At 63.1% G+C, this 23391-nt stretch carries 18 protein-coding genes and 2 pseudogenes; 8 read left to right on the plus strand and 12 right to left on the minus strand.

Translation table 11 applies throughout. The features are described from left to right. The first annotated feature begins 45 nt into the window (after positions 1–45). The 3 genes from V5B40_RS05025 (at position 46) to V5B40_RS05035 (ending at position 4652) form a co-directional block, all read left to right on the plus strand. Positions 46–1278, plus strand: coding sequence for a hypothetical protein (locus V5B40_RS05025; protein ID WP_332353499.1), 1233 nt, complete (start codon positions 46–48; stop codon positions 1276–1278). Continuing rightward, positions 1275–2423 (plus strand): HupE/UreJ family protein, encoded by a 1149-nt coding sequence (locus V5B40_RS05030; RefSeq protein WP_332353500.1) that lies wholly within the window; start codon positions 1275–1277, stop codon positions 2421–2423. Before V5B40_RS05025 ends, V5B40_RS05030 begins: the two co-directional genes overlap by 4 nt. A gap of 72 nt (positions 2424–2495) precedes the next feature. Further along, positions 2496–4652 carry an ATP-dependent helicase gene (locus V5B40_RS05035; protein WP_434735831.1) on the plus strand — a complete coding sequence of 719 codons (2157 nt, stop codon included), beginning with the start codon at positions 2496–2498 and terminating at the stop codon, positions 4650–4652. 22 nt (positions 4653–4674) lie between these two features. On the opposite strand, the gene V5B40_RS05040 is transcribed toward V5B40_RS05035, so the two are convergent. Continuing rightward, on the minus strand, positions 4675–6408 hold the full coding sequence (locus tag V5B40_RS05040) for a TIGR00341 family protein (RefSeq protein WP_332353501.1): 1734 nt from the start codon (positions 6406–6408) through the stop codon (positions 4675–4677). A gap of 296 nt (positions 6409–6704) precedes the next feature. Between V5B40_RS05040 and V5B40_RS05045 the strand changes: the two genes are divergently transcribed. The 3 genes from V5B40_RS05045 (at position 6705) to V5B40_RS05055 (ending at position 9027) form a co-directional block, all read left to right on the plus strand. After that, the gene (locus V5B40_RS05045; RefSeq protein WP_332353502.1) at positions 6705–7478 is read left to right on the plus strand and encodes a sulfite exporter TauE/SafE family protein; all 774 of its coding nucleotides are present in this window, start codon (positions 6705–6707) and stop codon (positions 7476–7478) included. Positions 7479–7553: 75 nt separating this feature from the next. Beyond that, positions 7554–8756, plus strand: a complete 1203-nt coding sequence (locus V5B40_RS05050; protein ID WP_332353503.1) for a WD40/YVTN/BNR-like repeat-containing protein — start codon at positions 7554–7556, stop codon at positions 8754–8756. Between the two features lie 13 nt (positions 8757–8769). Then, positions 8770–9027, plus strand: a complete 258-nt coding sequence (locus V5B40_RS05055; RefSeq protein ID WP_332353504.1) for a MoaD/ThiS family protein — start codon at positions 8770–8772, stop codon at positions 9025–9027. A 93-nt stretch (positions 9028–9120) separates the two neighbouring features. Here the strand turns inward: V5B40_RS05055 and V5B40_RS05060 are convergent, their stop codons facing one another. The 10 genes and pseudogenes from V5B40_RS05060 to V5B40_RS05110 form a co-directional block, all read right to left on the minus strand. Continuing rightward, positions 9121–9570 carry a MaoC family dehydratase gene (locus V5B40_RS05060; RefSeq protein WP_169065956.1) on the minus strand — a complete coding sequence of 150 codons (450 nt, stop codon included), beginning with the start codon at positions 9568–9570 and terminating at the stop codon, positions 9121–9123. Between the two features lie 204 nt (positions 9571–9774). Beyond that, entirely contained in the window at positions 9775–10491 is a 717-nt protein-coding gene (locus V5B40_RS05065) for an NADPH:quinone oxidoreductase family protein (RefSeq protein ID WP_332353505.1), read from the minus strand. Positions 10492–10523: 32 nt separating this feature from the next. After that, positions 10524–10751, minus strand: coding sequence for an alcohol dehydrogenase catalytic domain-containing protein (locus V5B40_RS05070; protein ID WP_332353506.1), 228 nt, complete (start codon positions 10749–10751; stop codon positions 10524–10526). 137 nt (positions 10752–10888) lie between these two features. Then, the gene (locus V5B40_RS05075; protein ID WP_332353712.1) at positions 10889–11386 is read right to left on the minus strand and encodes a CBS domain-containing protein; all 498 of its coding nucleotides are present in this window, start codon (positions 11384–11386) and stop codon (positions 10889–10891) included. Positions 11387–11410: 24 nt separating this feature from the next. Continuing rightward, a pseudogene (gene ccrA / locus V5B40_RS05080) lies at positions 11411–12643 on the minus strand (crotonyl-CoA carboxylase/reductase); the annotation flags it as partial. A gap of 32 nt (positions 12644–12675) precedes the next feature. Continuing rightward, a complete protein-coding gene (locus V5B40_RS05085; RefSeq protein ID WP_332353507.1) occupies positions 12676–13674 on the minus strand; it encodes an ArgK/MeaB family GTPase in 999 nt (332 codons plus the stop codon). A 7-nt stretch (positions 13675–13681) separates the two neighbouring features. Continuing rightward, positions 13682–15700 carry a protein meaA gene (locus V5B40_RS05090; protein WP_332353508.1) on the minus strand — a complete coding sequence of 673 codons (2019 nt, stop codon included), beginning with the start codon at positions 15698–15700 and terminating at the stop codon, positions 13682–13684. 2 nt (positions 15701–15702) lie between these two features. Next, positions 15703–16883 (minus strand): annotated as a pseudogene (locus V5B40_RS25150) (MaoC family dehydratase). 122 nt (positions 16884–17005) lie between these two features. Further along, positions 17006–18682 carry an acyl-CoA dehydrogenase family protein gene (locus tag V5B40_RS05105; RefSeq protein ID WP_332353511.1) on the minus strand — a complete coding sequence of 559 codons (1677 nt, stop codon included), beginning with the start codon at positions 18680–18682 and terminating at the stop codon, positions 17006–17008. A gap of 49 nt (positions 18683–18731) precedes the next feature. Continuing rightward, positions 18732–20174, minus strand: a complete 1443-nt coding sequence (locus V5B40_RS05110; RefSeq protein ID WP_332353512.1) for a DUF6986 family protein — start codon at positions 20172–20174, stop codon at positions 18732–18734. A 54-nt stretch (positions 20175–20228) separates the two neighbouring features. Between V5B40_RS05110 and V5B40_RS05115 the strand changes: the two genes are divergently transcribed. Continuing rightward, entirely contained in the window at positions 20229–20549 is a 321-nt protein-coding gene (locus tag V5B40_RS05115) for a hypothetical protein (protein ID WP_332353513.1), read from the plus strand. 320 nt (positions 20550–20869) lie between these two features. On the opposite strand, the gene V5B40_RS05120 is transcribed toward V5B40_RS05115, so the two are convergent. Beyond that, a complete protein-coding gene (locus V5B40_RS05120; protein WP_332353514.1) occupies positions 20870–21724 on the minus strand; it encodes an FAS1-like dehydratase domain-containing protein in 855 nt (284 codons plus the stop codon). Between the two features lie 381 nt (positions 21725–22105). Here V5B40_RS05120 and V5B40_RS05125 point away from each other — a divergent pair, with 381 nt between their 5' ends. Further along, positions 22106–23326 (plus strand): 2-methylfumaryl-CoA isomerase, encoded by a 1221-nt coding sequence (locus tag V5B40_RS05125; protein ID WP_332353515.1) that lies wholly within the window; start codon positions 22106–22108, stop codon positions 23324–23326. Positions 23327–23391: the final 65 nt, after the last annotated feature.

The following is a 23391-nucleotide window of genomic DNA, read 5'->3' on the forward strand; positions in this document are numbered from 1 at the left end:
GAGAATGTGACGGCCGATTTGGCACGCACAAAAATAGTAACGCGAATGGCCTTTCTCAAGTTGACCTCTTTCATCCACTTTCGCTTTCCGCCCTTGTTGCTGGCGGCCGGGGTAGCGCTGCTGGCGCTGACCGCGCATGCCGCGCCGCGCAAGCCGAGCGACGATTCGGAAGTGCTGGAACGGCTGCCGACGCGGGCCGGCGACGCCAGCGCCCGCGAACTGCTCGCCTTGCGTGCGGCGATGGCTGCCGCAGCAAACGATCCACTGCCGGCAGCGCGGCTCGCCCAGCGTTATTTCGAGCTGGCCATGGCGCGTGGCGATCCGCGCTATGTCGGCTATGCCGAAGCGGTGATCGCTGGTTTCCCGGAGCCACTGCCGCCCGAGTTGCTGTCCATTCGGGGGATGCTGCGCCAGTATCGGCATGGCTTTCAAGCGGCGCTGGACGATTTTGCGGCGGCCCTGGCGCGCAATCCGCAACTCGCGCAGGCGCACGCCTGGCGCGCCGCCATTTTTCTGGTCCAGGCCAACTACGCCGCCGCGCAACAGGAATGCGCTGCCCTGCAGGCGCTGGGAAAGACAATTCTGCAGGCCAGCTGTCGCGGTCTTGCCCTGGCCTACGGCGGTCAACTCGCAGCCGGCTACGGCGCCTTGCAGCAAGCGCTGGCGAGTAGCCGCGACCCCGACAATCGCCTCTGGCTGCTGACGCGTCTGGGCGAAGTGGCGGCCTGGCGTGGGCAGCCGAAACTCGCCGAAGAGCACTACCGGGAGGCCTTGAGCATCGGTCGCGACGACGGCTATCTGCTCGCCGCCTGGAGCGATTTTCTGCTCGACAGCGGCCGGCCCGGCGAAGTGCTTCGCGAACTGGCGGATTGGGAATCATCCGACACGCTGCTGCTGCGCCTCGCCGAGGCGGCCGCCCTGGAGAACGCGCCCGACGCCGCACGCCAGGCGCAAACGCTCGACGATCGCTTTGCGGCGGCCCGCCAACGTGGCGACACGACCCATCGCGCCGAGGAGGCGCGCTACGCCCTGCATCTGCGCAAGGACCCGGCAAGCGCCGTGCGCCTGGCCGCGGAAAACTACGCCGTCCAGCGCGAGCCGCGCGACGCGCGCATCCTGCTCGAAGCGGCGATTGCCGCCGGTGACCCGGCGGCGGCACAGCCGGCGCGCGACTGGTTGCGCGACAGCGGCTTCGAGGATCAACGGCTGCGCGAGCTGGGTCAGAGGTCGGCGCCGGGCCCGGCACAAGCAGCGTCCAGGGCGGGAGCTCCGCGATGAGTCTCCGCCATGTCCCGTTTCGCCTGCCGGCCTTGCTGCTTTTCTTTGTGCTGTTCGCCCTCTCGCCGCTGGCATCGGCGCACAAGGCCAGCGACAGCTACCTGATCCTCGAGGTCAATGGCCGCGAAGTCAGTGGGCAATGGGACATCGCGCTGCGCGACATCGATTTCGCACTCGGGCTCGATGTCGACGGTAACGGCGAGATCACCTGGGGCGAACTGCGCGCGCGCCAGCCCGATATCGATGCCTGGGCGCTCGACCGCCTCGGCCTGCAGCGCGGTGGCCCCTGCCGGATACGGGTCGCCGACCACCTGGTCGACACGCACACCGACGGCGCCTACGCCGTGCTGCAACTAAGCGGCGAGTGCCCGCGCGCCGATGCCGAGCTGAGCATCAGCTACCGGCTTCTGTTCGAGCTCGATGCCTTACACCGCGGCCTGCTGCGCCTGACGCTGGACGGCAGCTCGCATTCCGCAGTCCTCGCCCCGGATCGTGCCGAACAGCGCTTTGTCGCCGGCGAGAGCTCGCGGCTGGCGCAGTTCGGCCAGTATCTCGTCGAAGGTATCTGGCACATCTGGATTGGCTTCGATCACATCCTCTTTCTGCTCGCCCTGTTGCTGCCTGCGGTGCTGGTGCACGAGAACGGCGGCTGGCGCGGTGTGGCGCGCTTTCGCGACGCGCTGCACGAGGTGCTGTGGGTGGTCACGGCCTTTACCGTCGCCCATTCGATCACTCTCTCGCTGGCCGCACTGGGCCTGATCCAGCTACCGTCGCGGCTGGTCGAGTCCGCGATCGCCGCGTCGGTAGTGCTGGCGGCGGCCAACAATCTCAAACCGCTTGTCGAAGGCCGGCGCTGGCTGGTGGCCTTCGCCTTCGGCCTGATCCACGGTTTCGGCTTCGCCAGCGTGCTCGCCGAACTCGGCCTGCCACAGCAGGCGCTGGTGCTCTCCCTGCTCGGCTTCAACCTCGGCGTCGAAGTGGGCCAGCTGGCAATTGTCGCCGTCTTCCTGCCGCTGGCCTACGCGCTGCGCAACACCGGCTTCTATCGCCGCGGCGTGTTCATCGGCGGTTCCCTGGCCACGCTGACGATCGCCCTGGTCTGGCTAATCGAGCGCGCTTTCGATCTGAAGCTGATCGGCGGCTGAGCGCAGCCATGGCGCGTCGCGCCGGACGACTCAGTTATACTGTCGATAAGCACAGTAATCAAGGAGTCGCCGGTGCGCGCCCCGCAAGCCGTTGAACATGCTCAGTTCGAAAGCGCAGCCGCGCAGAAGGCGGCAACTCCGCGCGCTGCCGACCCGCTGGCACTGCTCAATGCAGCACAGCGCCAGGCGGCGACTTTCGGCATCGGCGACGCGGGCCTGGCCGCTGGCGACGCTGCGCATCCGCCGCTGCTGGTCATCGCCGGCGCTGGATCGGGCAAGACCGCGACGCTGGCGCAGCGCGTCGCGCAGCTGCTCGCCCACGGCGCCGACCCCGGGCGAATCCTGCTGCTCACTTTCTCGCGGCGGGCGGCGAGCGAGATGAGCCGCCGCGTCGAGCGCCTTCTGACGCGCCGCGCCGCGGGTCAGGCGCGTACTGGCGCGCCGTCGCTCAACTGGTCGGGGACTTTTCACGGCGTCGGCGCACGCCTGCTGCGCGAGTACGCGGGCCGCATCGGCCTCGACCCAAATTTCACCATTCACGATCGGCAGGACTCGGGCGACCTGATCAACCTGGTGCGCCACGAGCTCGGCTTCTCGGTCAAGAGCAAACGCTTCCCCCTGAAAGGGACCTGCCTGGCAATCTACTCGGCGACGGTCAACACCCAGTCGCCTCTGCGCGAGGTATTGCAGACGAGCTTTCCCTGGTGCGCCGAATGGGAGAGCGATCTGCAGCGACTGTTTCTCGCCTACGTCGAAGCCAAACAGGCGCAGCAGGTGCTCGACTACGACGATCTGCTGCTCTACTGGGCGCAGATGGTCAGCGATCCGGCGCTCGGTGGGGAACTCGGCGCGCGCTTCCGGCACGTGCTGGTGGACGAGTATCAGGACACCAATCGCCTGCAGGCAGCGATTCTGCTGGCCATGAAACCCGATGGCAGCGGCCTCACGGTGGTCGGCGACGACGCGCAGTCGATCTACGCTTTCCGCGGCGCAACGGTGCGCAACATCCTCGATTTCCCGGCGCACTTCGAACCGCCCGCGCAATTGGTGACGCTGGAGCGCAACTACCGCTCGACGCAGCCGATCCTGGCCGCCGCCAACCAGGTCATTGCGCTCGCCGCCGAGCGCTTCAGCAAGGATCTGTGCAGCGAGCGTCAGTCATCGCAAAAACCGACCCTGGTTTCGGTTCGCGACGACGCCGATCAGGCGAACTATGTCGTCGGGCAGGTACTCGCCCGACGCGAAGCCGGTGTTCGGCTCAAGGCACAGGCGGTGCTTTTCCGAACCGCACAGCATAGCGTGCGCCTGGAACTCGAACTCACTCGCCGTAACATCCCTTTCGTCAAATTCGGCGGACTCAAGTTTCTCGAAGCCGCACACGTCAAGGACGTCCTGGCGGTGCTGCGCTGGGCCCGGAACCCGCGCGACCAGATCGCCGGCTTCCGGGCCATGCAACTGGTCGCCGGCATCGGCCCGAAGACGGCCAGCCGGGTGCTGCGCAATGTCGTAGAAACCGCTCCCGCGCCCGCCCTCGCCCTGCTCGGCGAGCAGCCGGTCCCCGAAGGCGCGCGCGCCGCCTGGCTGGAATTCGCCACGCTGGTCGATTGCTGCGGCGCTGCTGGCGCGGCCTGGCCGACCGCCTTCGAGCAGATCTGCCGCTGGTACGAGATGCAGATCGACCGCCTGCATCAGGATGCGGAAATCCGCCAGGCCGATGTCGAGCAGATCGGCCGCATCGCCAGCACCTACGCCAGCGCCGAAAGCTTTCTCACCGAACTGACCCTCGACCCGCCGGACGCCAGCAGCGACCAGGCCGGAGCACCGCTGCTTGATGAGGACTACCTGATCCTGTCGACGATTCACTCGGCAAAGGGGCAGGAATGGACGGCGGTCAGCATTCTCAACGCCGTCGATGGCTGCATCCCGTCCGACATGGCCACCGGCTCGGCGGCCGCAATCGAGGAGGAGCGGCGCCTGCTCTACGTAGCCATGACCCGCGCCAGGGAGCACCTGGAAATCATCGTCCCGCAGCGCTTCTACGTCACCCATCAGCCAGGCTTCGGCGACCGGCATCTCTACGCCAGCCGCAGCCGCTTCATCAGCAACGCGCTGCTGCCCCATTTCGAGCAAAGCTCGTGGCCACCCGCGCCAGAAGCTCCGGCCGCCAATCCCGAAGCCAAACAACAGGCGCTCGACCTGGCGGCGCGGATGCGGGCGATGTGGAAATGACCGCAGCCGCCCGCTACCCTCATCACTCCTTGCGCAATTTCTCGGCGACGACCGGCAGCAGCACCGACACCGCTCGAAACGCCGCTTCGCCGAGTTCGCGCTCGGCGGCCAACTGATTCGGGAGCGGATAGCGGGCCACCGAAACCACCTCGATCCCGCCGGCGCGCAAAGCCTCGGCAACGCGTTCGGCACGCACGCCAGCGAGCCGCGGCGACCCGCCACGGTCACTACTGGCGTGCCCGACGACTTCGACGCGATCGATGTTCCAGCGTTGCAGGGCCCAGACGATGGTCGCGATGCGCAGCTCTGCGGCCTCGTCGAGGCCCTTGCTGCCGGGTTCGAAATAGATCGGCGGCAGCGCCTGCGGCGGCGGCAGCAAGCGGATCTGCCACTGCGGATGACGCTTTCCCAGGTCGCTCTCCATTGCCCGCCAGGCGGCGAGATCGATTCCCGCTTGCGCTTCGGGAACCAGCGTCGCGCGTCGCTGCGCAGAATCGGCATCAAAAGCGGCCAGCGGCAGGGGAAAAGCGCTGCGCAGGCTGTCGGCGACGCTGCTGTCGAGCTTGGGCGTACTCTCGCCAAGCCCGAGGGCAAGGACTTGTGGTGACACTTTTTCAGACGTGCGTAGCTGTGTCAGCTGCAAATTGACGGGCTGGCGCAACTGCCGTGCGATCTCCTCGCCCAGGCGCAGCTCCAGCTCGGCCTCAGGTTCTGCGCTCAAGACCATGGCGCGCACCCGCGGTGGCTTGCTGTCGATGAACAGCACCTCTACGGCGCCCAGCTGGCCGCCCGGCAACGAGGCCGCGCCGGCCTCGAGCACATTGCGAATACGAATCTGCGCAAAGCTCTCGAAAGCGATCGCTTTCAGCGAAATGAACAGCGGTATGCCGAGGGGAACGAGCACCAGAAAGGAGATCGCCGCCTGGCGGGCAAAGCGCTTGCGCAAACCACCGCGGCCGAAACCGTACCATTCGGCAACGGCGGCGACCGCAAGGCTGATCGCCGCCATGTTGGTGAAGAACAGCAGCAGCGCGCCGCGCGCCACCGACCAGCGCTCGGTGACCAGGCCATAGCCAATGGTGGCCAGCGGCGGCATCAAGGCCGTGGCAATGGCCACTCCGACGATCGCGCCACCGCGGCCGCGGATCAGGGCGTAGCCGCCGGCGGCACCCGAGAGGATGGCGACCACCAGGTCGAAAAGATTCGGGCGGGTACGCGCCAGCAGTTCTGGCGTCAGTTCCTTGACCGGCGAAAGCAGCACGATCAGCGAAGTGAACGCCACCGCTGCGGCGGTACCCAAAGCCAGCGCGCGCAAACTTTTTCGCGCCAGATCGAAGTCGAGGGTGGCGATGGCCATGCCGCTGCCGACAATCGGCCCCATCAGCGGCGAGATCAGCATCGCGCCGATGATCACCGCCGGCGAGTTGAGCAGCAGGCCGATGGTCGCTATGCCACCGGCGACGACGATCATGAAGCAGAAATTGAACGAGAAATTAGCGTCCTGTTCAACCTGATCGAGAATCCCCCGGTGATCGATCTCGCGCACCAGAGCTCGCCACCAGCGCCCCCAGGCCCGCGGCCCCAGCCACAGCGCGCGGAAGAAGCTGCCCGTGCTGAGCAGATCCTCGCCGAGGCCGGCAGTCTCGGCGACCTCGGCGACGTTGGCAGGCGCGGCAGCCCCGGCTGCTGTCGCGCTTGCTGGTGGTGGCGCAGTGGATTCTTGGCTGGCTGGTGATGCAGGTACGGGCGTGGGCATATTCGGGCTTTGTTTGCGACGGGGAGAGTTTCACGCTCTGACTCGCTGGAGCGCTTGCGACGGGCGTCGAGGAGGGACCACGTCGCTGCCGGTGCTGCGCCGACCGTCGCCGTTCTGGAAGGCATGTCCACGGATTTCGGCACCCGCAGCGATGCAGGCAGCGATTCTACCAAGGGATGGCACGGCAAGGGGCCGCATTGAACCGTGCGACAAACACAGGCATCGCGATCGGGCGCGGTCCGGCTGCGGTAAAGTTGGGGTAAAGTGGCGCCTCAAGAAATCGGCACCAGGAGACCATGAGCGACCCCCTTGCCAGTGTAGCGTTCGTCGCTCTCGCCTTCATGGCCGCCGGCTTTATCAAGGGCGTCGTCGGCATGGGCCTGGCGGCCGTAGCCATGGGCTTGCTCAGTCTGCTCATGGCGCCCGCTGCCGCAGCCGCGCTGTTGATTGTTCCGTCGCTATTTACCAATATCTGGCAACTCGTCGCCGGCCCGCAGTTCCTGGCGCTCGTGCAGCGACTGGCCACGATGATGTTGGCGATAGTGATCGGTACCGCGCTGACGATCAGCGTCCTGACAGGAAGCACGTCGTCTCTTGCCAGTGGCGCGCTTGGCGCGATCCTGGCAGTGTACGGCGCCGTTGGCCTTGCCGCACGTCGATTTGCCGTGCCGGCCCACGCCGAACCCTGGTTATCACCGCTGGTCGGCCTGAGCACCGGTCTGATTACCGGGGCGACAGGCGTCTTTGTCATTCCTGCCGTGCCCTATCTGAGCTCCCTTGGTCTCGGCAAGGAAGAACTGATTCAGGCCCTCGCGCTATCCTTCACGATCTCCACGCTGGCTCTGGGCGCCGCGCTCGCCGTGTCCGGCGAATATCGCTGGGTCGCTGCCGGCAACTCACTGCTGGCCATTGTGCCGGCGCTGCTCGGCATGTTCATCGGCCAACGCGTGCGCGGCAAGCTCGCACCCGAAGCGTTTCGCCGCTGGTTCCTGTTCGGCCTGGTGGCCCTGGGCCTTTACATGCTCGGCAGAGCGCTGCTACGCAGCTTAGGCCGGAACCTTGCGGCTTGACATGAGGTCTGCAAGGCAGGTGCCAGGCGCTACCAGCACTGGCAAGACAAGGGACAAGGAGAAGGAGAAACGATGATGGCCGAGAATACGAATACCCAGCACGCTGACCATGGCGCTGCCGGCACGGCAGAGCAGGGTCAGGTGCTGCTGCTGGTGGCCACGCGCAAGGGCGCGTGGCTTTATCACGGCGATGCGGCACGCGAAAACTGGCGGGTCGATGGCCCGCACTTTCTCGGCCACATCATCAGTCATCTGGTGCTCGACCCGCGTGATGGCCAAACCCTGCTCGCCGCCGCCAAGACGGGACACCTCGGTCCGACGATCTTCCGCTCGACCGATCTTGGACGCAGCTGGAGCGAAGCAAAGCGCCCACCCGCTTTTGCTGCGCGCAGCGAGGGGGCGACCGCTGGCAGCGCCCTGCCCGGCCGCACGGTCGATCACACTTTCTGGCTGACGCCGGGGAATGCCCGGCAGCCGGACGTCTGGTACGCCGGCACCTCGCCGCAGGGCCTGTTCCGTTCCGACGACGGTGGCGTCAGCTGGGCGCCGTTCTCGTGCATCAACGACGATCCGCACTACCGGCAGTGGATGGGAAGCGTACAGGACGGCACACCGGACGGGCCGAAGCTGCACTCGATCATCGTCGATCCCCGCAACGCCGATCACCTCTACCTGGCGATGTCGGGTGGTGGCGTGCACGAGAGTAGCGATGGCGGCGAGAGTTTCAAGCCCCTGCTCGACCAGCTCGACGTCGTCGGCGGTTTCGATCGCGCCGATCCCACTTTCCACGACCCGCATTGCGTCCGCCTGTGCCCGAGCAACCCCGATCGTCTCTATCAGCAGAACCACTGCGGCATCTACCGCCTCGACCGGCCATCCGAGCAGTGGCTGAACATCGGCAAGAGCCTGCCCGCAGAGGTCGGCGACGTCGGCTTTCCGCTGGTGCTTCACCCGCGCGACGCAGAAACCGCCTGGGTCTTCCCGATGGACGGCACTTCGGTCTGGCCACGCACCAGCCCGGACGGCAAGCCGGCGGTGTATGCGACAGGCGACGGCGGCCAGAGCTGGCAACGTCGCGACGCCGGCCTGCCGACCAGCCAGGCGTGGTGGACGGTCAAGCGCCAGGCGATGAGCGCCGACCCGCTGCAGCCGGTAGGCCTCTACTTCGGGACCACCAGCGGCGAGTTGTGGATGAGTCGCGACGAAGGCCTGCACTGGCAATGCATCGCCCGCCACCTGCCGGAAATCTACGCCGTCGAAGCCGCACTCCTGGCGTAGCGCTTGGCCGCCAATGAAAGTCCTCATCCCGAGCGCCTTGCGCTCCTACACCACACAGGGCGAAGTCGAGGCCAGCGGCGCGACCCTCGCCAGCGTGCTGGCCGACCTCGACCGCCGCTACCCGGGAATTCGCTTCCGCATGATCGACGAGCAGCAGCAGATACGAGCACACATCCGCTTCTTCTACGCCAGCAAGCAGCTCCGCGACCTCGCGCAGCCGCTGGACGCGAACGGTGAACTGATCATCGTACAGGCCCTGAGCGGCGGCTGAGAGGCGGCAGCGCGTCGGCGAAGTCGGCTGCGGCGTCGCGTGCAGTGTCGTCTGCAGTATCGCGAGCCGCCTGCCAGCGGCCGTAGCGACGAACTACTTGCCAGCCGCTTCGCGCTTTTTGCGCGAGGTGGGCATCAACATCGCTTCGCCATCGATGACCACGGTGTCACCCACGGTGCACACGGTGTCGAGCGCCACTCGGCCCTTTTCGGCGAACACTTCCTTGACCGTCACCTTGGCATGCACCGTGTCGCCGGGACGCACCGGCGCGCGGAAACGCAAGGACTGGTTCATGTAAATACAGCCGGGCCCGGGCAAGCGATTGCCGAGCACCGCCGAGATCAGGCTGGCGGATAGCATGCCGTGCGCGATACGGCCGCCAAACATCGTCGTGCGCGCAAAATCCTCGTCCATATGCACCGCATTGACGTCGGTGGACACGCCAGCAAACAGGACCAGATCTGCGTCAGTAATGGTCTTGGCAATTTCCGCGCTCATACCGACAGACAAGTCTTCAATATCGTAACCGTTCTGGGGATTCATGATAGGCCTTTCATAATGATTATCAGCACGGACATGTCCGTGCCCAGGGAAAACGGCAGCAGCGATCGCTGGCACCGGTGCATTTTTTTAAAAAATGGAAAAGAGCTTGAATCTAAAATGTCGCGAGGAGGATAATGTTTAATAAACGACAAGGAGTATCTCTGATATTGGTACAGTGGTCAATCCAAACGGCACCGGGGTGGTTCAATCCATAGTAATCACCACCTTGCCGGTCGATTTTCTGCTCACCACCTGATCAAGCGCTTCACACGCCTGCTCCAGTGGATAGGTCGCCGAGACATGCGGCTTGATCGCGCCGTCGAGATACCAGCGAATCAGCGTCTGAAAACTCTCGGTCAGCACCTCGGGGTTCAAGTCCACGTACGCCGGCCAGTTGACACCGATGACGTCCACGTTCTTGACCAGCAAGTGATTGGCCGGAATCTGCGGCACGCTGCCAGCGGCGAAGCCGATGATCAGGATGCGCCCTTCGAAAGCGATACTGCGTAGCGAAGCGGTAAACAAGTCGCCGCCAACCGGATCGTAGACCACATCGGCACCGCGACCGGCGGTCAATTCCTTGATCCGTTCGCGAACGTCATCACGGCTGGAATCAATCAGATGATCGGCGCCGTGCGCGCGGGCGACTTCGAGTTTTGCCGGGCTGCTGGCAGTGGCAATCACCGTCGCCCCCAGTTGCTTGCCAATCGCGACAGCGGTCAAGCCGACGCCGCCGGAGGCGCCATGGACGACCAGAGTTTCGCCGGCACGCAAGCGGGCCCGGTGCCACAAGGCGATATGCGAAGTGCCAAACACCACCGGAAAGGCAGCAGCGTGCTGCCAGGACATTTCCGCCGGAATCCGCAGGCAGCGCTGCGCATCGGCGACGACCTGCTCGGCATAACCGCCAGACGGCGTCATGGCCAGTACCCGATCGCCACGGGCAAACCCTTTTACGCCTGCCCCAACTCCAGCACCTCGCCGGAAACTTCAAAGCCCGGACTGAAGGGAAGCGCTGGCTGCTTTTGATATTGGCCGCGGGTAATCAGGCTGTCGGCGAAATTGACGCCGCAGGCGCGGACCCGGATGCGCAGCTGGCCAGGACCAGGGCGAGCTTCGGCAAGTTCCTCCAGCCGCAAGGAGGATGGACCGCTCAGTTCACGGCAGACGATGGCTCGCATGCTGGGAAATTCTCCATGGTTGCGGAGAAAAGCCCTCCCCGTCGCGAAAGACGGGAAGGGTCTTTGTGGACTCCCTGCCTGGCCAGGGAGAGATTAGGCCAGAGGCCAGGCAGCGGCGTCGATTGAAACGGCTGCGACTAGTCGCCGATGATCTTGCGCACCACGTCGGTCATCGAAATAACCCCGACCGGCTGACCCTGCTCGGTGACGACCAGACGATGCATGCGCCGTCCGGTCATCAGGCTGACCGCGTCGCTCAACAGCATTTCCGCATCGCAGGTCGCGCAACCCGGGGTCATGACTTCGCTGGCCAGCATCGAGCGTGCCTGATCCGGAGTGCGGCCCTGCCGCGCCAGCACCATATCGGTCTGCGACACGACGCCGACTGCCGCGCCCTGCGCATCCATGACGACCACCGCATGGATTTCGTTGCCGACCATGATCTTGGCCACGGCGCCGACGGTATCATCCGGCGCGCAGGAAATGATGCCACGATGCATCAAATCGCGAACCTTGCTGCCGTCGTCGGCAATGGTGATCGGCTCGCCCTCGGCAATGCCCGGCAACGGCGTGGACATCGGGTACGGCGCCGGCGTGGTGTGCACGTCGCCCTTGGGCAGCGTCGGTTGTACCATCGCCACCGCCGGCTTGCCACTGGCACCGAGACCGAACTCGGTGGCGCCGATGAGCACCGACATGTTGCCGTGTGGGTGTTTGTTGTCGGCCATCAACTGATGGGCAATGGGTAGTTCTTCATAGGTAAACGCCCGCGACATACAGGGATCAAGCTGGCCGCTCTGCGCCAACTCGTTCATCTCGTTGCACTGCCTGGTATTGGCGAAATGCGAGCCCTGCAGGCGCTTTTGCCGCATCCACAGGTAGCGCAAATCGACCGTCGCATTGTAGCCGCTGGTACCGGCGCAGACCACCACCATGCCGCCGGTTTCGCAAACAAAAATCGAACTCGGAATGGTCGTTTCACCGGGATGCTCGAAGACAATATTCGGCGCCCGCTTTTCACCCAGCACTTCCCAGATTTTTGCGCCGAAGCCGCGCACACCCTTCAACCACTTGGCGTAGCCGGCATTGTCCTTCCAGTGCGGCAACATGCCCCAATGATCGAAGTCATTGCGGTTGATGCAGCCCTTGGCGCCCAACTTCATGCAGTAGTCGTATTTGTCCTCGCCCGAGACGATGGCCACGGAGGTTGCACCCACCGCTTTGGCGATCTGAATCGCCATCGAGCCGAGACCGCCCGCGCCACCCCAGATCAAGGCCACGTCGCCCTTCTTGACCGAACTGCTTTCCCAGCCGTGCAGCATCCGCCAGGCGGTCGCTGCAACCAGGACATAGGCAGCGGCCTGTTCCCAGTTCATGTGCTTGGGCTTGGGCATGCACTGTTGCGCCTGCACTCTGGTGAATTGGGCAAAACTGCCGTAATTGGTCTCGTAACCCCAGATCTTGAACGACGGCGAGTACATCGGATCGCCACCTTTTTTGACCCACGCACAATTGCGATCATAGGTCCCGCAATGCATGACCACTTCGTCGCCCACCTTGACGTTGGTGACGTCCTTGCCCACCGCGTAGACAATGCCGGACGCATCGCTACCGCCAATGTGGAAATCTTCGGGCTCGCCGGCCTTGTTGCGCGCGCCGATCACATTGACGGGAACACCCATCCCCGCCCACACGTTGTTGTAGTTGATTCCCGCCGCCATCACGTAGACGAGAACCTCGTCGTCAGCAATCGACGGCGTATTCACCACTTCCTTCTGGAACGCTGCTGTCGGCTGGCCAAAGCGCTCGGCACGAATCAGCCAGGCGTGCATCTGTTCCGGAACTTCGCCCAGGGGAGGCTTGTTACCCACTTCGTAAAGCTGCTTGCTCATCAGGATGCTCCTTCGTTGGTTGAACTACTCGATCAATCTGACGACTTGAATCTGGAAATAATCTGCTGCCGCATACGCTGACATTCTTCGAATTGATTGCCAGGTGTTTCCTTGAGGCGCCTGCCGATTTCAGCATAGCCACCGACCAGCTCGATGCCAAAAGTTCCGAACTCCTCTTTCAATACCCGCACTACCCAGGCACTCTGGTGACGGGTGCGCAGTTTGTCCAGCAAGCCAGCGTCAGCGAGAAAGCTGCGATGCCTGGCGAAATGCCCATGCAGCTCTTTTATCCCGCTATTCATCGTCGCGCTCACCAGGCACACCGGATAATCCCAACCGTCCCGGCGATCCTGCCGGGGAGCGCTACGGCCGATTTCGCTGGCTGTCTTGTGCGCCGGAGCGCCAAGGTCAGACTTATTGACTGCGAAAACATCCGGAATCTCGATGATTCCCGACTTCAAATACTGGATCGTGTCGCCCGAGGCCGGCTGCGCCACATAACAGACTGTGTCGCCGATCTCGGCAATATCGATTTCCGTTTGCCCGACGCCAACGGTCTCGATCAGCACGATATCGAAGCAGGCCAGCAGCAGCCAGCTCATTGGCCAGACCTCGCTCGCCACGCCGCCCAACTGGTTGCGGTTGGCCAGTGAGCGAATGAACAGGCCTTCGTCGTAGGACGCGTTCTTGATACGAATGCGATCACCCAGCAAAGCGCCACCGCCCAATTCGGGGCGACTGGATGGATCGACAGCCAGCACTCCGACGGTCCTGCCGGCCAGGCGCCACTCGCGAATCAGCGCCGCAACGAGTGACGATTTCCCGGCGCCGGGAGGGCCCGTTACGCCAATGAGGTGGCCGTCATTGAGCGCCCGCTCGCCGGACAGCGCCGCCAGCAAACGTGCCGAGCGCTGACGCGCGGCCGCCAGCTTGTTGTCCAGCAGATTCAGACCACTGGCCACCGCCGCACGCTCCCGGCGCAGTATCCGCACGGCCAACTGCTCGGGATCGGGAAGCGGCACCTGGGTCATGCGCGGGTCAGGGCAGCGGTCCAAGGCGTCCCAGCCCGTTGGCGGCACGGATTACGTCCACCATATCCGCCATGATGGTATTGAAACTGAAATCCTTGGGCGTATAGACCGCACTGACGCCCAGCGCCGCCAGTTTCGTCGCATCCTCCTGTGGGATGATCCCACCGGCGATCACCGGCACCCTTGCCAGATCGCGTACGCGCAGTTCATCGAGAACCGACTCCACCAGTTCCATGTGGCTTCCCGACAGTATCGACAGGCCAACCATGTGCACACCCTCTTCCTCGGCGGCCTGGGCAATCTGTTGCGGCGTCAGCCGGATACCGTCGTAGACCACCTCGAAGCCAACGTCCCTGGCCTTGACGGCCACCTGTTCCGCGCCATTGGAGTGTCCGTCCAGGCCCGGTTTGCCGACCAATAATTTCAGGGGACGGCCCAAAGCCTCGCCCGTACTGGCGACGCGGGCCCTGAGCTCGGTGACCTGATCCTTTTTGCCAAGCACGGCGCCGCTGTCGATGGCGATGTCGATTCCCGTCGGTGGCCTGAACTCGCCGAACACGGCGCGCAGCGAATCGCCCCATTCGCCGGTACTGACTCCCGCCAGGGCGCAGCGAATCGAACTGGGCATGATGTTTTCACCGCTCCTGGCGGCATCGCCGAGCCCCTGCAAGGCAGCCTGCACGTCGGCGTCGTTGCGGTTTTTTCGATGCGCCTGCAGGCGTTCGATCTGCTCGCGTTCGGCGGCCGGATCGGTTTTCATGATGCCGCCATCGCTGCCCAGGGTCAGTGGCGATTCGGCGCTTTCCTGGAAACAGTTGACGCCGATGATTTTCAGCTCGCCCGACTCGATGGCACGCAGGCGCTTCATATGACTGGCGACCAGTTCACGCTTGACGTAGCCGGATTCGATGGCGGCGATGATGCCGCCCTGCGCTTCGACATTGGCGATCTCTTTTCTGGCGCCTTCGACCAGTTGCCTGACCTTGGCGGCAATGACCGGCGAGCCATCGAAGATATCTTCGTACTCCAGCAGATCGGTTTCGAAAGCCAGTACCTGCTGCATGCGCAGCGCCCATTGTTGATCCCAGGGGCGCGGCAAACCCATGGCCTCGTTCCAGGCGGGAAGCTGGATGGCGCGCGCCCGCGCACCTTTCGAGAGCGCCACCGCGAGCATCTCCAGAACGATTCGCTGGACGTTGTTTTCCGGCTGCGGCTCGGTGAGCCCGAGCGAGTTCACCTGTACGCCATAACGGAAGCGGCGCAGCTTCGGGTCTTCAACCTTGTAGCGGGTAAGGGTCAGCTCATCCCACATTTCGCCGAAGGCGCGCAGCTTGCAGCACTCCTCGACGAAGCGGATGCCGGCGTTGACGAAGAAGGAGATACGCTCGACGACCTGTGAAAACTCGTCCGGCCTGATCTCGCCAGAGGCCTGCACCCGGTCCAGAACCGCCATCGCTGCGCACAGTGCATAGGCCAGTTCCTGCACCGGTGTCGCCCCCGCCTCCTGCAGATGGTAACTGCAGATGTTGGTCGGATTCCACTTCGGCACCTGCTTGATGGTGTAGTTGATGGTGTCGGCGATCAAGCGCATCGACGGGCCCGGCGGATAGATGTAGGTGCCGCGCGACAGGTATTCCTTGATGATGTCGTTCTGGGTCGTGCCGCTCAATTTTTTCGGATCGATTCCCCGCCGTTGTGCCAGGCCGATGTACAAGGACAGCAACCATGGTGCGGTGGCATTGATGGTCATCGCCGTATTCATCTGATCGAGCGGGATCTGGTCGAACAACTGGTCCATATCCTCGATATGCGATATCGGCACGCCGACCTTGCCGACTTCGCCCCGCGCCAGGGGACTGTCGGCGTCGTAACCGGTCTGCGTCGGCAAATCGAAGGCCACCGACAATCCCGTCTGACCTTTGGCCAGATTGGTTCGATAAAGCGTGTTCGACGCCTTCGCCGAGCTGTGACCACTATAGGTGCGCATCAACCATGGTCGATCGCGTTTCGTTTGCAGAACATCCATGGCTAGCCCCTTTTCCTGATCAAGAGACGTCTCTCGATCTCAAAAATCTTCGCATCGATCTTCTCCCTGGCCAGCGCTTTCTTGTCGCCTTCCTTGACGAACAAATCCGCGCCGTATTCGGCAAGGGCCCTGGCCGCACTGATGTTCTTGACGCCGATCAGCTGGAAACTCACGATGCCGAACTTCGCGCCCAAGTCGCCCGGCGCATCTTCGGCAGCCAGTACCCGCGACAGGGCGGCAACGGTATCGCCACTGACCGACGGCTGCGTGTGATAGCCCTCGGTAAAACCCAGTTCCCAAACGCTGTTCTCGCTGACATCGCGACTGGCCAGACCTTCCAGCCAGGCGAAGACCAGGCCGCCATAAACGATGGGATCACCGCTCATCTTGCCGGACAGGCCGGAACTGAAGACGCGATCGAAATGCAGCGGATGCGTATTGCCCACCGCGTAGGTCAGTGGCAAGTGCTCGTCAGTGATTGTTCGGCCATTGGCATGGACAATGATTTCGCCGACGGAGAAGTCCTCGAAATAGGAGTTTGGACCAGTCAGGCCGGAAGGGAGCGACTCGGGAAACTCCGGCAGGGCGACCTCGGCATCCGCGACCCAGGGGAAGGCCGGCATCACGGACGACGGCGGCAAGGGCGTCGTTGGCGGACCATCGCCCTGCCCGCCGACCATGATTTTCCGCTCGTATTGCAGGACCACTTCGTCATTCTGGTTGAGGCCCAGGTGCGGATGGTGACAATGCCCGGCTTGCCGGCACCGCGCTCCTTGCGGTCCATGACCTTGGTCAGCGAGCGAATCGTATCCAGCGGATAGACGGGCCGCAGGAACTGGGCATCGTAATAGCCGAGATTGGCCATCGCCTTTTCAGAATCGTTCTGCACGCCCAGCGAGAGAACGACATTGAAGACCATTTGCGGCGAAGCGACCAGACCGGCAAAGCCGCTGGCCCGCGCGTACTGGTCATTGACATACAGCGGATTGCACTGCATGTAGGTACGCGCAAAAGCCTCCATCTGGGCAGGAAAGAAAGTGAAACCACGCGGGTGAACAAACACCTGCCCCGGTACAAACTCCTCCAGATAGCGGCCATAGTGGGGATAGCGGACTTGCTGCAGGTCCAGCTTCACTTTTTCAGCCAGTTCCACCTGCGCTCGGAAACGAATCGCTTGCGACATGAAATCTTCCTCGTACGGTAAGAGTCGCATTCAACCTTCAGCCTTCACCAATCGCGACTCACGAATCTCCTTTCTCCCGCGGGCGGGAGAAAGCTTGGGCGAAGTACAGACTGAAGCCGGACCTACGCGGCGTCGATCAGGGAGCGGGCGATGACTTTCAGCGCCAGCGTTTCTTCGGCCCCTTCAAAAATCGACAGCACACGCGCATCCAGGAAGTAGCGACTGACCGGCGATTCCTCGGCGTACCCCATGCCGCCATGAATCTGCAGCGCTTCACGGGTCAGCCATTCGGCCGTCCGACAGGTAAACAGCTTCACCATGCTGGCTTCCATCTGCCCGGAACCCTCATCCATCAAACGCCCGACGGCGTAGGTGAATTGGCGGGAAACGGTCAGCAGGGTCGCCATGCGCGCCAACTTGACGAGCGTCAGCTGATACTCGCCGATGGGTTTGCCGAATGCCTTGCGCTCGCCGGCATAGGAAACCGCACGTTCGAAGGCGGCCTGCATGACACCGATGGCACGTGCGGCCGTCTGAATGCGCCCGCCGGCAAAGCCGGCCATCGTGAAGTAGAAGCCCTTTCCTTCGCCTTCCGGCCCACCAACCAGGTTTTCGTCGGGGACGAAAACATTGTCGAAGAAGACTTCATAGGAATGCATTCCACGATAACCGATGGTCGAAATCGCCCGACCGCTGAGCACGCCGCCCTGGGCCTGCCGATATTCGAAATCGTGGCCGTCATAGGAGTCCTTTTCGACCAGGAACATGCTCAAGCCCTTGTGGCCAAGCGCGCGGTCGGGGTTGGAACGTGCGAGAACCAGGAGAACACCCGCTTTGCCGGCCATGGTGCACCAGGTCTTGACGCCGTCGAGCAGCCAGCCGCCATCGCACTTGCTCGCCTTGAGGCGCATGGCAGCAACGTCGGAGCCGGTATCCGGTTCGGTGACGGCAATGGCACACAGCGGGTCGCCCATCGCCACCAAGGGCAACCACTTCTGTCGCTGCTCTTCCGTGCCCCCTTTTTGCAGGGCGCGACTGAGAATTTCCGGACGGGTAATCAGGCTGCCTGCGGCACCGAGCGAGCCACGCGAAAGCTCTTCGGTGACCACGATCATGCCCATGTTGTCTTCATGATCGTCGCTCTGGATGCCGCCGTAGCGTTCCGGAATCGACAGGCCGAAGCAGCCCATTTCGGTCAGCGGATCGAGAATTTCCTGCGGGATGATGCGGTCCTCGCGATGAATCTCCTCCGCCAGGGGCATCACCACATTGGTCGCCAGCCGGCGAAATGCGTCCTGCATCATCAGGGCGTCGTCGCCGAGCATGTAGGCGCCGCTATCACCCTCCAGGGCCACGACCTCGCGGCCCAGAGCCGCCAGATTGTCGGCATCCAGTTGCGCCTGGCAGAAGGTGGCAAGTGCGCTTGACGCGAAAGCCGCCAGGTCGGCGGCGTGCAGACCGAAGCTCTGCGGCCGTGCCCAGAAACGATTATGGATGTTCTGCAAAGCCTCGGCACAAAAGGCCCGCGCCATCCGCTCTTCCAGACACATACCGTCGCTGTCCGCCGCGGCAGCGGCAAGCTTGTCGGCATACTCCACCGCAAAACGCGCGGCGGTCGCTTCAGCGGCACACCAGGCCAGATCGAAGCTGGCCATCTGATGTGCGTCCAGTTTCTCGTTCGAGACGCCCTTCTCGCCGGCGCACTGCTGCTTCACCCAGCTTAGCGATTTCTTGATCAGTGCATCGGCTGCCTGGAGATACTGTCGTGCTTCCTGCGTCCCGTTCTTGACCTCAGTCATGGCTCATCCCTTTCTTGCTTGCTTGGTACCCGATCGGCTGTTACGTCCCTTACTTGCTGGTTCTATTATTGACAATCTGCACAAACGAGCGCGAGCGCAATTCGTCGAGGGTGATTCCCGTCGCCAGCACTTCCTGCTCGGTGATCGCTCCGCACGCCATTCCGCGCAGGAAAAAATTCAGCAAGCCCTGCCCTGTCGCCGCATCGTCGAAAGTGTTGCCGACCAGGGTCGCCTGAGCAGCCTTGTTCAGGAAAGCGTTCAGTCGCGCCGAGGCATCCTGCAGACTGCTCAGGAAGAAAGTGTCGATGGCGGCATAGCGCACCGGTAATTGCCCCGGATTCAAATCCCATCCCTGGTAGTAGCCGTGCCGCAGAGAGTGCATGATATTGTCGTAATGAAGCTTCCAGGCGCCGTGCACCACGGTGCGGTTCTCGTCCATCTGCTGCGCCGTCAGCGGCGCGTCCTTGGCTGCCTTGTGGGGTCCAATCGGCATACTGGTAGTCGCGCCGTCGCTGATCGTGATGCCGGTACCGGCGAGGCTGACCTGCATCACGTGGCGGGCAAAATCGCAGGCCGGATGGGTGTGATTCTGATGCGCGGCGGTGATGTTGCACGAGGCCGTGTAATCGTAAGTACCGAAAATCGCCGAGCGGCAGCGGCTACCCGCCGCGGCGACCAGTAAGGGCACCGTATTCTCGCCCTGGTAGTTGATGATCGACTGGGTCGTTTCGATCATGATTTCCATCTTCAGCGAATCTTTCGGGAAACCAAGTCTGGCTTCAAGATTTTCGAGGATCTTCGCGCAGGTCGACACCTGGCCTGGCGTCGTTACCTTGGGCAGAGTAACGATGAAGTTCTCGGGCAGCTTGCCGCCGGTCTGCTCGGCCAGCCGGGTCAGGAAAATATCCAGGGTGCGAATCGAGCGCTGCTTGCACTCGTCCGAAAAGGTCTTCACGCGGATACCGATGAACGGCGGCAGCAGGCCTTCGCGCATACCTTTGGCGACTTCGTCTGCCGCCGCAGCGGCATGACCATCTTCCTCAGCGTCCGGCCGATTACCGTAGCCATCCTCGAAATCGATGCGGTTGTCCTCGACGGGCTCGGTTTTCAGCTTCTTCACGACCCGGTTATAAACCGTAAAAGCCAGCCAGGCCGCCTGCTTGGTCTCACGCACCTGCTCGGGATTCGCTTCCAGCGCACGCGTCAGACTCGCCAGTTCCATGGCGTTGGTCGGCAAGGTATCGGCGCGCGGCAAACCAAGAGCACGGGCAAAAACACTGTAGCTGGGCGCATAGGTTTCCAGCGTCTTGAGCGCCACCTCACCCAACTTGGCGGCAAAACCGGCCTTGAGCAGATTGGCCCCCCCGTAAACCGTGTGCACCGGCTGCCGGTCAAAAGAATCTGCCGGATAATGGGACTTGAACGCTTCGTTGGAAGCGTGCAACTCGCCACAATAGGCAGCTACTTCGTCATGGGTCAGTGTGAGTTTCATGTCCAGCCTCCATAATTGCGCACAATAGATATCCGCCACTATTATGCGGTTGTCTTGATCAATTATTCCCCGTCGCTGATAATGATTCTAGCGACGATCGTGGTGCAAGGCAACACGCTCACCGCTCCCGAAAAGCAATCTCTTACGTCTTATACAAAACGCAAGACAAAAGAGTTACGCGCGCCAGGCCTTGCCGAAGGCCTTGAAGGTCAGCGCCTCGACCGAGCGCCTGCCTCGCCATCGTTCGCCCGCGGACAAACTGCCTGTGCTGGCCAGGTTTTTTGGGATGATCGCGATTTTCCGGATCGCCCCATTACTCGCCGCGAACAGAATGTGCTTACGATAAAAGATAAGCAGCCGCATTCATCAATGTAATCGTCCGCGAGAGGAAGACGGGTAATTCGCCCCTCGTCGGACTCAAGATGGTCCATTCCCGGGCCCCACTGGCCGACAAAGCAGCTCTTCAGCGACGCCTGCACTGCATTGAGCGATGCTCCGAAGCTTATTGCCGATGACCCCTTGCCGGTCAGTTTCCAATGGCCCATTGGGCGCACGACCGCTACCCGATAATGCAATCGCTTTGATGACTTCGGGGTATTCAGAAAATTTACCTGTGCTGGCTCAGACGTAGAAGCAGCGCCAGGCGCATCACCGTCTAGCGGCAACCATGCACCTCAAGCCCGACCGCAATACAACTACGATGGCATGAGCTCGGCGCTGGCGCTCATTGCCACCACGCCGTCGGGCGCCTGCGCCTCGAGAGACATCTGGCCGTCCTTGCCGACGCATACGAGGCGAAACGGGGCCAGGTCAAAAAGCGGCGCCAGTCCGCGGAAGCTGAAGCTGGCTACTGGGCGCCGCGAATTCTTCCGCAGCAGCTCGATCAGCAAGACGGCGGTCAAGGGGCCATGCACCACCAGCCCCGGATAGCCTTCTTCCTCGACCGCATACGGTCGGTCGTAGTGAATGCGATGGGCATTGAAAGTCAGTGCTGAGAAGCGAAACAGGAGCTTCGGGTCCGGCGTCACAATGTGCGACCACGCTCCGTCCTCGACGGGCGGCCACTCGATCACCGGCGGGCGAGCAAGCACCGGGCCCGGTTCGCGATAGACGATGTCCTGCTCTTCCTCAATGCACAACACATCATCCTGATAGAAGCGGCAAAGCACGGAAACAAAGGCCAGCGACCCGGATCGCCCCGATTTCTGCCGGACATTGCGAATCACGGCCTCGCGCCGCGCCGGCTGACCGATCAGTAGCGGCCGGTGGAAGCGCATGCGAGCACCGGCAAACATCCGGCGCGGATAGGGAATCGGCGGCATGAAGCCGCCACGCTGTGGGTGCCCGTCGACATCGAGCTGCGCCTGCGCTGCCCGAGGAAGAAAGTAAAACCAGTGCCACAGCGGCGGCAGCGGGCTACCCTTGGCGAAACGCGTCGTCGTGTCGTCCAGCGTCGCGGCCGCCGCCAAGGCCGGCGCCAGAGCCAGTTCATCGTCGGTGATCTCACTGCGGCCAATCCATGCTGCATAGTCTGCTATCGCGTCCGTCATCAGGTCCATCCAATAATGTGAAAGTCGCGCCAGCGACTCACGAATCTCCTTTCTCCCCTGGCGGGAGAAAGGCCGGAAAAGAGGGGGCGGTCATGCCTTTCGTGATCAGGGGGTCTCCACATATCATGAATCATGACCGCCTGAGAGTTCGCCCCACGGGCATTCGGCAAGTACAGCACAGCCTTCCGTCAAACTCAAGACGACGCACGACCATCGCACGCCGCTACCCAAAAACTCGGAGCGCGTGCGCCCGGGCCCCCCTTTTCCCATATACTGTGCGCTCCGCGTCCGGACAGGAGCCAGCCTTGAGCAAGGTGGCGCTTCGCTCACCTGGCGAATCGATGGGCGCCCTACGGCAGGCAGGCAGGATTGGTGAAACTCATGGACGGAATTCTAAAGGGCTTGCGCGTCGTCGAAGGATCGGCTTTCGTCGCCGCACCGCTTGGCGGCATGACGCTGGCCCAGCTCGGCGCCGACGTCATTCGCTTCGACCCGATAGGTGGCGGCCTCGATTATGGTCGCTGGCCAGTGACCCTTGATGGCCAGCACAGCCTGTTCTGGGCCGGCATGAACAAGGGCAAGCGTTCAATCGCCGTCAATCTCCGCAATCCCCGCGGTCAGGCATTGCTGACCCAGCTGATCTGTGCGCCCGGCGACAACGCCGGCCTGTTCAGCACCAACTTCCCGGCCGAGGGCTGGCTGAGCTACGAAGCACTGAAAGCCCATCGTCAGGACCTGATCATGGTCAACCTCACCGGTCGCCGCGACGGCAGTTCCGAAGTCGATTACACGGTGAACCCGCAGGTCGGCCTGCCCTACATGACCGGGCCGAGCAATTCCCCGGAAGTGGTCAACCATGTCTTTCCTGCCTGGGACTTCATCAGCGGCCAGATGATTGCCATCGGCATGCTCGCCGCCGAAAGGCAGCGGCGCCTGACCGGTGAAGGACAGTTGGTGCGCCTGGCGCTGAAGGACGTGGCACTGGCGATGCTCGGCAACGTCGGCATGATCGCCGAGGTGATGGTCAACGACGCCGACCGACCGAAGCAGGGAAACTACCTGTACGGCGCCTTCGGGCGCGATTTTCAGACTCTCGACGGCAAGCGCCTGATGATCGTCGGACTGACCCGCAGGCAGTGGCGCAGCCTGATCAAGGCAACCGGATTAAAAGAGTCGATCGACGCCCTCGGGGTCCGCCTCGGCCTCGATCTTGACGACGAAGGCAATCGCTTTCGCGCCCGCCAGCAGATCGCTGCCCTGATCGAAGCCTGGTGCCAGGCGCGGACGCTGGCCGAAGCCGCAGCCATCCTCGATGAGCACCGCGTCACCTGGGGCCCGTATCGCAGCGTTCGCGAGGCGCTGGCCAACGATCCCGATTGCTCGCTCGACAATCCGTTGTTCACCATGACCGAGCAGCCTGGCGTCGGCAGCTACCTGATGCCCACAACGCCGCTCGACTTCAGCGGCTCGCCACGCCTGCCGGCGCTGCCGGCGCCGGCACTGGGTGAGCACACCGACCAGATTCTGCTCGAAGTTCTCGGCATGAGCGAAGCGGAAGTTGGCCGCCTGCATGACGCCGGCGTCGTCGCCGGGCCGGCCTGAAATCTTCGCCGACGAGACTTTGGCCACTTGTGGCCACCTCGTGCCACCTTTGCCAACCAAACCGT

It is taken from the genome of Candidatus Accumulibacter meliphilus, assembly GCF_036625345.1.
GTDB classification, from domain to species: domain Bacteria; phylum Pseudomonadota; class Gammaproteobacteria; order Burkholderiales; family Rhodocyclaceae; genus Accumulibacter; species Accumulibacter meliphilus.